Origin of the sequence: Kaistia algarum, from assembly GCF_026343945.1 — a bacterium.
GTDB classification, from domain to species: Bacteria; Pseudomonadota; Alphaproteobacteria; order Rhizobiales; family Kaistiaceae; genus Kaistia; species Kaistia algarum.
Map to the genome: position 1 here is coordinate 2,705,561 of NZ_JAPKNJ010000001.1, position 12,652 is coordinate 2,718,212.

10 protein-coding genes are annotated in these 12,652 nt (G+C 65.3%); 4 read left to right on the forward strand and 6 right to left on the reverse strand.

Going from position 1 to position 12,652, the window contains the following annotated elements; genetic code table 11:
* The first annotated feature begins 10 nt into the window (after window positions 1–10).
* From OSH05_RS12970 to OSH05_RS12980, 3 genes are all read left to right on the forward strand, one after another.
* Window positions 11–316 carry an antibiotic biosynthesis monooxygenase family protein gene (locus tag OSH05_RS12970; RefSeq protein ID WP_104219757.1) on the forward strand — a complete coding sequence of 102 codons (306 nt, stop codon included), beginning with the start codon at window positions 11–13 and terminating at the stop codon, window positions 314–316.
* Window positions 317–340: 24 nt separating this feature from the next.
* Complete coding sequence (locus OSH05_RS12975; protein WP_104219758.1) at window positions 341–1,282, forward strand: tyrosine recombinase XerC; 942 nt, start codon at window positions 341–343, stop codon at window positions 1,280–1,282.
* A gap of 193 nt (window positions 1,283–1,475) precedes the next feature.
* The gene (locus OSH05_RS12980) at window positions 1,476–2,438 is read left to right on the forward strand and encodes a DMT family transporter (protein ID WP_104219759.1); all 963 of its coding nucleotides are present in this window, start codon (window positions 1,476–1,478) and stop codon (window positions 2,436–2,438) included.
* Here the strand turns inward: OSH05_RS12980 and OSH05_RS12985 are convergent.
* On the reverse strand, window positions 2,417–3,673 hold the full coding sequence (locus OSH05_RS12985; RefSeq protein ID WP_104219760.1) for an Hsp70 family protein: 1,257 nt from the start codon (window positions 3,671–3,673) through the stop codon (window positions 2,417–2,419). The two genes, OSH05_RS12980 and OSH05_RS12985, sit on opposite strands and share 22 nt — an antisense overlap.
* A 119-nt stretch (window positions 3,674–3,792) precedes the next feature.
* Between OSH05_RS12985 and OSH05_RS12990 the strand changes: the two genes are divergently transcribed.
* Entirely contained in the window at window positions 3,793–5,106 is a 1,314-nt protein-coding gene (locus OSH05_RS12990; RefSeq protein WP_104219839.1) for an MFS transporter, read from the forward strand.
* 15 nt (window positions 5,107–5,121) lie between these two features.
* Here OSH05_RS12990 and lpdA read toward each other — a convergent pair whose 3' ends face one another.
* The 5 genes from lpdA to sucD all read right to left on the reverse strand — a co-directional run bounded on the left by lpdA (window position 5,122) and on the right by sucD (window position 12,607).
* Window positions 5,122–6,531 (reverse strand): dihydrolipoyl dehydrogenase, encoded by a 1,410-nt coding sequence (gene lpdA, locus OSH05_RS12995; RefSeq protein ID WP_104219761.1) that lies wholly within the window; start codon window positions 6,529–6,531, stop codon window positions 5,122–5,124.
* 28 nt (window positions 6,532–6,559) lie between these two features.
* Entirely contained in the window at window positions 6,560–7,303 is a 744-nt protein-coding gene (locus OSH05_RS13000) for an SDR family oxidoreductase (RefSeq protein WP_104219762.1), read from the reverse strand.
* Between the two features lie 30 nt (window positions 7,304–7,333).
* Window positions 7,334–8,572, reverse strand: coding sequence for a 2-oxoglutarate dehydrogenase complex dihydrolipoyllysine-residue succinyltransferase (gene odhB, locus OSH05_RS13005; RefSeq protein ID WP_104219763.1), 1,239 nt, complete (start codon window positions 8,570–8,572; stop codon window positions 7,334–7,336).
* A 70-nt stretch (window positions 8,573–8,642) separates the two neighbouring features.
* Window positions 8,643–11,618, reverse strand: a complete 2,976-nt coding sequence (locus OSH05_RS13010; protein ID WP_104219764.1) for a 2-oxoglutarate dehydrogenase E1 component — start codon at window positions 11,616–11,618, stop codon at window positions 8,643–8,645.
* Between the two features lie 104 nt (window positions 11,619–11,722).
* Window positions 11,723–12,607: a succinate--CoA ligase subunit alpha gene (gene sucD / locus OSH05_RS13015; RefSeq protein ID WP_104219765.1), complete on the reverse strand. Its 885-nt coding sequence runs from the start codon at window positions 12,605–12,607 to the stop codon at window positions 11,723–11,725.
* Window positions 12,608–12,652 lie beyond the last annotated feature (45 nt).

Genomic DNA, 12,652 nt, shown 5'->3' on the forward strand with positions numbered 1-12,652 from the left:
GGAAACTCAGATGGTCTTGGAACATGCGCTGCTGAACGTGAAAGCGCGCGAGGTCGCTGCATTCGAGGCGGCCCTGTGCGAGGCCGCACCGCTGATCGCCGCCAGTCCGGGCTTTCTCGGCATCGAGGTACGGCCCTCGATCGAGAGCGCCGGGCTCTATCTGCTGCTCGTCCAATGGCGCTCCGTCGAGGATCATGATCCCGGCTTTCGTGGCTCCGACCGCTATTCGCGCTGGAAGGCGCTGCTCCATCCCTTCTATGAGCCGTTTCCCACGGTGGAGCACTTTGCCGAGCCGATCTCGTTAAGCCTCCCCTAACCCTGCCGGTTCTTACTGGTCGGCATGACCGTTGCCCCACTCGTCTTTGCCGCCCGTGATACGCTCGACCAGCTTGACGTGTGGGGTGAGCACCTGCGCGGCGAACGGCGGCTTTCGGCTAAGACGCTGGAAGCGTATTCGCGCGACGTCGAGCAGTTCCTCTCCTTCCTGACGATGCATATCGGCAATCCGCCTACGGTCCCCGACCTCGCTGGCCTGCGCATGGCCGATATCCGTGCCTTCATGGCTTTTCGTCGCAAGGATGGCGCCGGTCCGCGCACGCTCGCGCGGGGCCTTGCCGGTATCCGTTCGTTCATCGCCTTTCTGGAGCGCGACGGGCTCGTCAATGGCGCGGCCTTCCGCGCCATGCGCTCGCCGCGCCAGCCGAAGACGCTGCCGCGGCCGCTGTCCGCGTCGGACGCGCTGCGCGTCGTCGATAGGGATGAGCAGCTCGACGAGGAGCCTTGGGTCGCGGCCCGCAACGCCGCCGTGCTGGCGTTGCTCTACGGGTCGGGCCTGCGCATTTCCGAGGCACTGTCGCTGCGCGGAGCGGAGGCTCCGCCGGCGGAGGGTGGCGTGCTGCGCGTTACCGGCAAGGGTGGCAAGACGCGGCTTGTTCCCGTGCTGCCTGTCGTCGGCGCTGCGGTCGCGGACTATCTCCGCCTAGCGCCATTTGTACCGAAGCCCGACGGGCCGCTCTTTCTCGGGGTTCGCGGCGGGCCGCTGAAGCCGCGGCTGATCCAGCTGGCGATGGCTCGGATGCGCGGCGCGCTAGGCCTCCCCGACAGCGCGACGCCGCATGCGCTGCGCCATTCCTTCGCGACGCATCTGCTCGGCAATGGCGGCGATCTGCGCGCCATCCAGGAGTTGCTCGGCCATGCCAGCCTGTCGACGACTCAGGTCTATACCGCCGTCGATACGGAGCGGTTGCTCGCCGTCTACGAAAAGGCGCATCCGCGGGCATGACAAGCCTGCCTTACGATGCTAGGAAAGTCTCGTCATGATCCGTTCGGCCATCCCTTCCTGGCTTCTTATTCCTGGCGCCATGCGCGACCGGGACGGTATCTGACGTCATCCCCGGTCCGGCGCATGGTCGACGGACCACTCGCCGCCGCGACGCGTTCGTCTCCCCGCACCTTGCAAGACGAGAACGAACGCAATGACTGCCACCACCACAAGGATAACTCCCACCGACCGGGCGGCGCGCCGCAGCCGGCTGTTCGGTTATGGCTTCGCCGCCGCCGGCGCGCTGCTGTTCTCGTCGAAGGGCATTGCGATCAAGCTCGCCTATGCCGAGGGCGTCGATGCCGAGACGCTGCTGGCGCTGCGCATGATCCTCGCCATGCCGGTCTATGTGATCATCGGCGCCATCGCGCTGGCCGATCGCCGAAGGTTGCGCCGCCCGCCGATCGCCGGCGGACTCATCCTGCGCATCGTTCTGGTCGGACTGCTCGGCTACTGGGTGTCGTCCTATCTCGACTTTCTCGGCCTCGAAACCATCTCGGCCCAGTTCGAGCGGCTGATCCTGTTCACCTATCCGCTCTGGGTCGTTCTGTTCGGCGCCGCCTTCTTCGGCCAGAAGGTACGGCCACGGGCGTTGATCGCGTTTGGCGTCGCCTATGGCGGCCTGGCACTGATGTTCAATGAATTCGCGGCTGCCTCGCCCGTCGGCATCGTCTTCGGCGTCAGCGTCGTGCTCTGTGCCGCCGTTACCTTCGCCATGTACCAATTGCTGGCCAAGGGACTGATCGAGCGCATCGGGTCGGGGCTCTTTACCTGCATCGCGATGATCTCGGCCGGGGTAGCCGTCGTCATCCAGTTCGCGCTGACCCATCCGCTCTCGGCGATGATGGTTTCTCCGCGCATTTTCGCCATTGGCTGCTTCCTGGCGATCGGGGCGACGGTGCTGCCGTCCTTCTTCATGAATGCCGCCCTGCAGCGCATCCCCGCCTCGTCCAATGCGACGATCGGCATGCTGTCGCCGGTCGGCACCATCTTCCTCGCTATGATCGTCCTCGGCGAATGGCTGAGCCCGATCGAATGGCTCGGTACCGTGCTCGTCATCGCCGGCATCGCCTGGTTTACCATCTCGGACCGGCGTCAGGCGGCCAAATCGCCATAGCGGTTTGCCGCCTCGATGGTGAGACCCATGCCGACGGAGCCGAAGGTGTCGCCATCGACGACCTTCGCCTCCGGCGCCATGGCGAGGATCGCCGCGCGGACATGGGCAAGGCGTGTGGAGCCGCCGGTCAGGAACAGCGCATCAATCTGATCGGCCCTCAGGCCGGCATCGTTCAGGCAGTCGCTGATACGGGCCGCGATGCGATCGGCGAGTTCGCGCGTATGGCCGATCAGATCGTCACGTCCGATCGCGACCGCGAGGCCCCTTTCGATCCAGTCGAGCAGCACCTGGACCGCCGGTTCGGCCGACAGCGCGATCTTGGCGCCTTCGACGTCGATGGCGAGGCGGTGTCCGCCGCGTTCCTCGACGACGTGAATCAGGCGTTCGATCCGCTCGGGATGCTGCGCGTCGCGGCGAACCTCGTTGAGCTGATGCTGGACGCCACGCTCATAGAGCCGGTTGATCGTCGACCAGGTTGCGAGGTCGAAATAATAGCCGGATGGCACCGGCAGGCCGGCGCGGCGCATCGAACTCCTGAAGCCGAGCAACGGCATGACTGTGCCAAGGCTGAGCAGGCGGTCGAAATCCGTGCCGCCGACGCGAATGCCGTCATTGGCGAGGATGTCGGAAACGCGGTCGGGACGGCGCCGCCGCTCGGGCCCGATCCGCACGATCGAAAAGTCGGAGGTGCCGCCGCCGATATCGGCGATCAGCGCCACCTCTTCTCGGCTCACCTGCTGCTCGTAGTCTAGCGCGGCGGCGATCGGTTCATATTGGAACGAGACGTCGCGGAAGCCGGCTTCAAGCGCGATGGTGCGGAGCGACTCCTCGGCCTTTCGATCCCCGCTCGCATCGCCATCGACGAAATGCACCGGCCGGCCATGAACGACGGAGGTCAGCGTGCGGCCACTCGCCATTTCGGCACGGCGCTTCATCACCTGAATGAAATGGCCGATCACCGAGCGGAAGCCGACGCGCGCTCGGCCGACCTGCGTCGTCTCGTCGATCAGCGGATTGCCGAGAACGGACTTGAGGCTTCGCATCAGCCGGCCGTCGCGGCCCTCGACATAGGCGCGGATCGCCTCGCGGCCGACCAGCGGCGCGGCGTCGCGGGCATAGAAGATGGCGCTCGGAATCGTCACCTCTCCGCCTTCCAGCGGAACCAGATGCAACTGTGGCTTCGCCATGCCGAGCGTCGTATTGGACGTGCCGAAGTCGAGGCCGCAGGCGCTCATGGAAACGCTCCGGAAGGGGAGGGGAAAAGGGTTGGTCTGGTTAGGGGTTCGCTCGGCGGCGATCAAGCCCTAATGTTCGGCAGGGCGACGAGTCGGTGGCGCGAGGCAGGGCGATGGCAATACGGCAGATCACGGTCGACGAGGCACTGGAGGCGGCAGGAACCGGACGTTTCCAGCGCAAATTGTTCCTGATCTTCGGCTTGGTTTGGGCCGCCGATGCCATGCAGGTGCTGGCCATCGGCTTCACGGCGCCCTCGATCGCGGCGAGCTTCGGCCTCACTGTGCCGCAGGCGCTTCAGACCGGCACGCTGTTTTTCGTCGGCATGTTGATCGGAGCCGCGTTCTTCGGCCGCCTGGCTGACCGGATCGGTCGGCGCAATTTGCTGATCGTCACCGTGCTGATCGATGCGGTCTTCGGTCTCGCCTCCGCCTTCGCCCCGAGCTTCCCCGTCCTGCTGAGCTTCCGCTTCCTGACCGGCCTTGCCGTTGGCGGCACGCTGCCCGTCGACTATGCGATGATGGCCGAGTTCCTGCCGTCGCGGCGGCGTGGTCGCTGGCTGGTGGCGCTGGAAGGCTTCTGGGCAGTCGGCACCCTCGTCGTGGCGCTGGCTGCCTGGTACGCGGCGAGCGCCGGCTTCAACGAGACCTGGCGGTTCATCTTCGTGATAACCGGATTGCCGGCGCTGATCGGTCTCGGTCTCCGCTTCCTCGTGCCGGAATCTCCCTATTACCTCCTGCAATCGGGCGCTCCGGGCCCCGCCAAGGAAATTCTCGACCGGGTCGCCCGCGCCAATGGCGGCAAGGTTCTCGCCGGGGCGCTAGCCGAGCCAAAAGACATTCGCGAGCCGATGTCGGCGCTGTTCTCGCCGATCCACCGCCGCCGAAGCATCGCAATATTCGCAGCCTGGCTGCTGGTATCCATCGCCTATTACGGCGTCTTCACCTGGCTGCCGGGCAAGCTCGTCACCGAGGGCCATGGTTTCGTGCGCGGCTATGGCTTCCTGGTGCTCCTGGCGATCGCGCAAATCCCCGGCTATGCGCTCGCGGCTTACGGCGTCGAACGCTATGGCCGCAAGCCGACGCTGATCGCCTTCCTGCTGCTCTCGGCCGCCGGCTGCTTCCTCTACGCGGTCCTTTCGGATCCGGGCGCGATCGCCGGCTCCATGCTCCTGATGAGCTTCGCCCTGCTCGGCACCTGGGGCGCGCTCTACGCCTTCACGCCCGAACTCTACCCGACGACGCTGCGGGCAAGCGGCATGGGCATCGCGGGTGCGATGGCCCGGCTCGGCGGGCTGTTCGCGCCGACGTTGGTCGGGATCGTGGTCGGCTACAGCTTCAACGTTGCGCTCGGTGTCTTTTCGGCGCTGCTGCTGCTGGCGGCCATCGCGACCACGATGATCGACGTCGAAACGAAGGACCGGCCGCTCGCCTGAGCGAACGGCCTCGTCTCACAGGTGGATCGGCTTGGTCCAGGCGGCGAGCGCGGCTTCCTTGACGCTTTCCGACATGGTCGGGTGGGCGTGGGTGGTGCGGCCGAGATCCTCGGCCGAGCCGGCGAATTCCATCAGCACGACGATCTCGTGGATCATTTCGCCGGCGCCGGCACCGACGATATGGCCGCCAAGGACGCGGTCGGTCTTGGCGTCGGAGAGGATCTTGACGAAACCGTCCGTGGCCAGCATCGCCCGCGCGCGGCCATTGGCGGAGAACGGGAACTTGCCAACCTTGTAGTCGATGCCGGCCGCCTTCAGCTCCTCTTCCGTCTTGCCGACGGTAGCGATCTCGGGGCTGGTGTAGACGACGCTCGGTATGGCGCCGTAGTTCACATGGCCAGCCTGGCCGGCGAGGATCTCGGCGATGGCGACGCCTTCATCCTCGGCCTTGTGCGCGAGCATCGGCCCGGCGATCACGTCGCCGATCGCGTAGATGCCGGGAACATTGGTCTGGTAGTGGCCGTCGACCTTGACGCGCCTGCGCTCATCGAGCTCTACGCCGACCGCTTCGAGCCCTAGACCTTCGGTATAGGGACGGCGGCCGATGGCGATGAGGACGATGTCGGCTTCCAGCGTCTGCGCCGCCGCCTCGCCTTCCTTGGCCGGCTCGATGGTGACTTTCAGCGTCTTGCCGGAGGTGTCGACAGCTGTGACCTTGGTGCCGAGCTTGAAGGCGACGCCCTGCTTCTCCAGCATGCGCTGGAATTGACGAGAGACCTCATTGTCCATGCCGGGGAGGATGCGGTCGAGGAATTCGACCACGGTCACCTCGGCGCCGAGGCGGCGCCAGACCGAGCCGAGCTCAAGGCCGATGACGCCGGCGCCGACGACGACCAGCTTGCCGGGAACCTTGGGCAGCGACAGCGCGCCGGTCGAGCTGACGATACGTTCTTCATCGATGGTCACGCCCGGCAGCGGCGTCGAATCGGAGCCGGTGGCAATGACGATCGATTTCGCCTCGAGCGTCTCAGTCGAGCCGTCTGCCTTGGCGACGGCGACCTTGCCGGGAGCGAGGATCGTCGCGGTTCCGGTATAGCCGTCGATCTTGTTCTTCTTGAACAGATAGGCGACGCCGTCGACATTCGACTTCACCGTCGCGTCCTTGTGGCCGAGCATGGTCGGCAGGTCGAGCGAGGCGGCGTCGAGCTTTATGCCGAGCTTGCCGAGATGGCCGACTTCCTCGAAACGTTCGGAGGCGTGCAGCAGCGCCTTGGACGGGATGCAGCCAATGTTGAGGCAGGTGCCGCCATAGGTCCTCATCTTCTCGACCACGGCGACCTTGAGGCCAAGCTGCGCCGCCTTGATGGCGCCGACATAACCGCCCGGACCCGAGCCGATCACGATGACGTCGTAGCGATCCGGCATGTCTCTTTCCTCTTTGTTCCTTGCGGCCTCAGCGTCCGCCGGTCACGGCGATGGTCGCGCCGGTCACGTAGGAGGCTTCGTCCGACAACAGCCAGAGCACGGCGTTGGCGACTTCCTCCGCCGAACCCTCGCGCTTCATGGGAATCTGGGCGCGCATTTCCGCCACGCGACCGGGATCGCCGCCGCTCAGATGAATTTCGGTATCGATGATGCCGGGGCGTATCGCATTGACGCGGATCATCTCGTCCGCGACCTCGCGCGCCAGACCCGTGGTGAAACTGTCGATCGCGCCCTTGGAGGCGGCGTAGTCGACATTCTTGCCGGGCGCGCCCAGCAGGGCGGCGACGGATGTCAGGTTGATGATGGAGCCGCCCTTGCCGCCATGCCGGGTCGACAGCCTCCGGATCGCTTCGCGGGCGCAGAGGAAGCTGCCGATGACATTGACGTCAAAGGTGCGACGGAGCTGATCGACGTTCGTTTCGTCGACCCGACCCTTCTGCGTCAGGATGCCGGCATTGTTGACGAGCGCCGCCAGCTGCCCGAGACGGTCGGCCGCCTCGAAGATGCGCAGCACATCCGCCTCGACCGCGACATCGCCCTGCACCGCCTCGGCGGTACCGCCGGCGGCGCGGATCGCGCCGACCACGGAGGCCGCGGCCTCTGCATTGCCGGCATAGTTGACGAGGACAGAATAGCCACGACGGGCGGCGCCGAGCGACACGGCTCGGCCAATGCCGCGCCCGCCTCCGGTCACTATCACCACGCCCGCCATGTCAGCCCCCGCTTCGCTGAGCGCGCCGGCTCAGAGGTCCAGGATGATCCGCTGCGGATCTTCCAGGCTCTCCTTGACGCGGACGAGGAAGGTCACGGCTTCCTTGCCGTCGACGACACGGTGATCATAGGAGAGCGCCAGATACATCATCGGGCGGATCTCGATCTTGCCGCCGACGACCATCGGCCGCTCCTGGATCTTGTGCATGCCGAGAATGCCCGACTGCGGCGCGTTCAGGATCGGCGTCGACATCAGCGACCCATAGATGCCGCCATTGGTAATCGTGAAGGTGCCACCCTGCATCTCCTCGATCTTGAGCTGGCCGTCACGGGCGCGCTTGCCATAGCCGGCGATGGTCTTCTCGATATCGGCGAGCGACAGCTGGTCGGCGTCGCGAACCACAGGAACGACAAGGCCCTTGTCGGTGCCGACGGCGATGCCGATGTGGTAATAATTCTTGTAGACGAGGTCGGTGCCGTCGATCTCGGCGTTGACCGCCGGGATGTCCTTGAGCGCCTGGATCACGGCCTTCACGAAGAAGCCCATGAAGCCAAGCTTGGCGCCGTGCTTCTTCTCGAAGATGTCCTTGTACTGGGTACGCAGCGCCATCACGGCGCTCATGTCGACCTCGTTGAAGGTCGTCAGCATGGCGGCGGTGTTCTGCGCGTCCTTCAGCCGGCGCGCGATCGTCTGGCGCAGCTTGGTCATGCGCACGCGCTCTTCGCGCGAGGCATCGTCAGCCGGCGAGGGCGCCCGCATGGCGACGGGAGCGGCCGGTGCCGGTGCCGCGGCGACCGGCGCTGTCGCACCTGCCGCGATCGCGCCGATGAGATCGCCCTTGGTGACACGGCCATCCTTGCCGGAGCCGGCAACCGACGCCGTGTCGACGCCGCTTTCGGCAGCGAGCTTGGCAACGGCCGGGCCGTTCGCGTCCGAAGCCGCCGTCTTGGCAGGAGCCGCTTTTGCAGGCTTCGGCGCCTCGGCCTTGGCCGGTTCGGCCTTTACGGCCTCCGCCTTCACGGCACCCGCGCCGTTGCCGGCAATGGTGCCGAGCAGGGCGCCGACGCCTACCGTTTCGCCATCCTTGGCCGCGAGAGCCTCCAGGACGCCGGACGCCGGGGCGGGGACCTCGATCGTCACCTTGTCGGTTTCGAGCTCGACGATCGGCTCGTCGGCGGCGACGGTCTCGCCGACCTTCTTGAACCAGCGCCCGATGGTTGCCTCTGTCACGGATTCGCCGAGGGTAGGTACGCGGATTTCGGTGGCCATGACGGGGGTCTCTGCGGTTCGGTTCGGATGAGAGGAGGGCGGCGGATAGCGGCCTTGCGGCCGCTATCCCTTAAGCGAAGGCGTCATCGAGGAAGGCGTTCAACTGGGCCAGATGCTTGGACATGAGGCCGGTAGCGGTTGCCGCCGATGCCGGGCGACCGACATAACGGGCGCGCTTCGCTGAGCCGCCGGCCTGGCCGAGCACCCATTCGAGATTGGGCTCGACAAAGGACCAGGCGCCCATGTTGCGCGGCTCTTCCTGGCACCACACGACCTCCGCATTCTTGAAGCGGACGAACTCGCCGACCAGCGCCTTGAGCGGGAACGGATAGAGCTGCTCGACGCGCATCAGATAGACGTCGTTGATGCCGCGCTTTTCGCGTTCCTCGTAGAGGTCGTAATAGACCTTGCCGGAGCAGACGACGACGCGGCGGATCTTGTCATCGGTCGTCAGCTTGATCGGCTGGTCCGGCAGGAACTCGGCATCGTCCCAAAGCAGGCGATGGAACGAGGAGAGCGGCCCGAATTGCGCGAGATGCGACACGGCGCGCTTGTGGCGCAGCAGCGACTTCGGCGTCATCAGGATCAAGGGCTTGCGGATGTCGCGGTTGAGCTGGCGCCGCAGGATGTGGAAATAGTTCGACGGCGTCGTGACATTCGCAACCTGCATATTGTCTTCGGCGCACATCTGCAGGAACCGCTCAAGGCGCGCCGAGGAGTGTTCGGGGCCCTGGCCTTCATAGCCGTGCGGCAGCAGGCAGACGAGCCCGGACATGCGCAGCCACTTGCGCTCGCCGGACGAGATGAACTGGTCGAAGACGACCTGCGCGCCGTTGGCGAAGTCGCCGAACTGCGCCTCCCATAGCGTCAGCGTGTTCGGCTGGCTGAGCGAATAGCCATATTCGAAGCCCAGCACCGCCTCTTCCGAGAGCATCGAATTGATGACCTCGTACTGCGCCTGGCCTTCCTGGATGTTATTCAGCGGGATGAAGCGCTCTTCCGTCTCCTGGTCGTACAGCACGGTATGGCGCTGCGAGAAGGTGCCGCGCTCGACGTCCTGGCCGGAAAGGCGAACGGGGTGGCCTTCTACGGCGACCGTTGCGAAGGCGAGCGCCTCGGCGGTTGCCCAGTCGATGCCGATGCCGGTCTCGATCGCCTTGCGGCGGTTATCGAGGAAGCGCTGCACCGTCTTGTGGACGTGAAAATCCTTCGGCACGTCAGTCAGCCGCGCGCCGATCCGCTTCAGTTCGTCGAGTTCCAGGCCGGTCTTGCCGCGGCGGGGATCATCATCGGCCTGCGCGACCTTGAATCCAGCCCAGGCGCCATCGAGCCAGTCGGCCTTATTGGGCTTGTAGGACTGGCCGGATTCGAATTCGGCTTCGAGGCGGTTGCGCCAGTTGGCCTTGGCTTCCTCGACCTCTTCCGTCGTGACGAGGCCTTCATCGACCAGCTTCTTGGCGTAGATCTCGACGATCGCCGGATGGCTGCGGATGTTCTTGTACATCAGCGGCTGGGTGAACGCCGGCTCATCGCCTTCGTTATGGCCGAACCGGCGATAGCAGAACATGTCGATGACGACCGGCTTGTGGAACTTCTGCCGGAACTCGATCGCGATCTTGGCGGCGTAAACCACGGCTTCCGGGTCGTCGCCGTTCACATGGAAGATCGGCGCCTCGATCATCTTGGCGACGTCGGAGGGGTAGGGCGAGGAGCGCGAGAAGCGCGGATTGGTCGTGAAGCCAATCTGGTTGTTGACGATGAAGTGGATCGAGCCGCCCGTACGGTGACCCTTGAGGCCGGAGAGGCCGAAGCACTCCGCGACCACGCCCTGGCCGGCAAAGGCGGCGTCGCCGTGAATCAGCAGCGGCAGCGTGCCGGTGCGGACATAGTCCTTGTGGCCGTCCTGCTTGGCGCGCGCCTTTCCGAGCACGACCGGGTCGACGATCTCTAAATGCGACGGGTTCGCGGTCAGCGACAGGTGCACCTTATTGCCGTCGAACTCACGGTCCGACGAGGCGCCCAGATGGTACTTGACGTCTCCCGAGCCTTCGACGTCGTCGGGGGTGAAGGAGCCGCCCTTGAATTCGTGGAAAAGCGCGCGGTGCGGCTTGGCCAGCACCTGCGTCAGCACGTTCAGCCGGCCGCGATGCGACATGCCGAGCACGATCTCATGGACGCCGAGATTGCCGCCGCGCTTGATGATCTGCTCCAACGCCGGAATCAGCGACTCGCCGCCGTCGAGGCCGAAACGCTTGGTGCCGGTGAACTTGACGTCCAGAAACTTCTCGAAGCCTTCGGCCTCGATGAGTTTGTTCAGGATCGCCTTCTTGCCCTCGGGCGTGAAGGTGATCGCCTTGTCTGGCCCCTCGATGCGGCCCTGGATCCAGGCCTTTTCCGCCGGATCGGAGATGTGCATGAACTCGACGCCGAGCGTCGAGCAATAGGTCCGCTTCAGGATTGCCAGCATCTCGGGGATGGTGGCGAATTCGAGCCCCAGCACATTGTCGATGAAAATCTTGCGGCCGTAGTCGGCCTCGGTGAAGCCGTAGGAGGAGGGATGCAGCTCCTCGTGATCGCCGATAGTCGCCAGATGCAGAGGATCGAGATCGGCGTGAAGATGGCCGCGCATGCGATACGCGCGGATCATCATGATGGCGCGAACGGAATCACGCGCCGCCTGCTGGATCGCCGCCTCGGAGGGGACGGCGGCGGCCGTGCCATTGCCGATGGCCGGCGTCGGCGGCGCCTTCGCCTTCAGCTTATCGGTGACGATCTTCTCGACCTGGGCCCAATTGCCATCGAGAGCGGAGACCAGTTCGCCATTGGCAGGGATCGGCCAGTTCGGCTTTTCCCAGGTGGCGCCGCGCGCCTCGGCCGCGATCGACGTCGGGTCGTCCTGCAAAGCCGAAAAGAAATCACGCCACTCCGTATCGACCGACGAAGGATCGTTCTGGTAACGGGCGTGAAGGTCTTCGATATAGGCGGCATTGCCGCCATAGAGGAAGGAAGAGGTGGCAAAGGCCGAATTCGACGGCTCACGTGACATGATCTTGTGAGGAGCCCGGCCCCTCTCTCCCTGATTGCGCGGCGGCCTCGCCGCGCCTTGATGTTTATACCGAAATTCCGCCCCCGGAATGTCGGTAGTTTCGCCTATCCCTTCAAGACCTCAACCAAGGTCTTTCCAAGGCGCGCCGGCGACGGCGAGACACGAATTCCCGCCGATTCCATCGCCGCGATCTTGTCTTCCGCGCCGCCCTTGCCGCCCGAGATGATCGCGCCGGCATGGCCCATGCGCCGTCCGGGAGGCGCGGTGCGTCCGGCGATGAAGCCGACCATCGGCTTCTTCCGGCCGCGCTTGGCCTCGTCCTTGATGAACTGCGCCGCTTCTTCCTCGGCCGAGCCGCCGATCTCGCCGATCATGACGATCGAGGTCGTATGCTCGTCGGCGAGGAACATTTCGAGGATGTCGATGAACTCGGTGCCCTTGACCGGGTCGCCGCCGATGCCGACGGCCGTGGTCTGGCCGAGGCCTTCATTGGTCGTCTGGAACACGGCTTCATAGGTCAGCGTGCCCGAGCGGGAGACGATGCCGACGCTGCCCGTCTTGAAGATGTTGGCCGGCATGATGCCGATCTTCGACTGGCCGGCCGTGACGACGCCGGGGCAGTTCGGCCCGATCAGCCGCGACTTCGAACCGGAGAGCGAGCGCTTCACCTTGACCATGTCGAGCACCGGGATGCCCTCGGTGATGCAGACGATGAGCGGGATCTCGGCGTCGATCGCCTCGCAGATCGCGTCGGCCGCGCCGGGCGGGGGAACATAGATCACCGAGGCATCGGCGCCGGTGGCCTCGCGGGCCTCGGCGACGGTGTCGAACACCGGCAGGCCAAGATGAACCGAGCCGCCCTTGCCGGGTGAGGTGCCGCCGACAACCTTGGTGCCATAGGCCAGCGCCTGCTCGGAATGGAACGTGCCGTTCTTGCCGGTGAAGCCCTGCGTGATGAGCTTGGTGTTCTTGTCGATCAGGATGGACATGACTTCCTCAGACTAACCGAGCCGACAGCGGGCTGGAATGGTTGT

Coding starts and splice junctions, on each gene's coding strand:
- lpdA (WP_104219761.1), bottom strand. CDS start 6,531: ATGCCGGATCGCTACGACGTCATCGTGATCGGCTCGGGTCCGGGCGGT.
- OSH05_RS12985 (WP_104219760.1), bottom strand. CDS start 3,673: ATGAGCGCCTGCGGCCTCGACTTCGGCACGTCCAATACGACGCTCGGC.
- OSH05_RS13000 (WP_104219762.1), bottom strand. CDS start 7,303: ATGGCGGGCGTGGTGATAGTGACCGGAGGCGGGCGCGGCATTGGCCGA.
- OSH05_RS12975 (WP_104219758.1), top strand. CDS start 341: ATGACCGTTGCCCCACTCGTCTTTGCCGCCCGTGATACGCTCGACCAG.
- OSH05_RS13010 (WP_104219764.1), bottom strand. CDS start 11,618: ATGTCACGTGAGCCGTCGAATTCGGCCTTTGCCACCTCTTCCTTCCTC.
- sucD (WP_104219765.1), bottom strand. CDS start 12,607: ATGTCCATCCTGATCGACAAGAACACCAAGCTCATCACGCAGGGCTTC.
- odhB (WP_104219763.1), bottom strand. CDS start 8,572: ATGGCCACCGAAATCCGCGTACCTACCCTCGGCGAATCCGTGACAGAG.
- OSH05_RS12980 (WP_104219759.1), top strand. CDS start 1,476: ATGACTGCCACCACCACAAGGATAACTCCCACCGACCGGGCGGCGCGC.
- OSH05_RS12970 (WP_104219757.1), top strand. CDS start 11: ATGGTCTTGGAACATGCGCTGCTGAACGTGAAAGCGCGCGAGGTCGCT.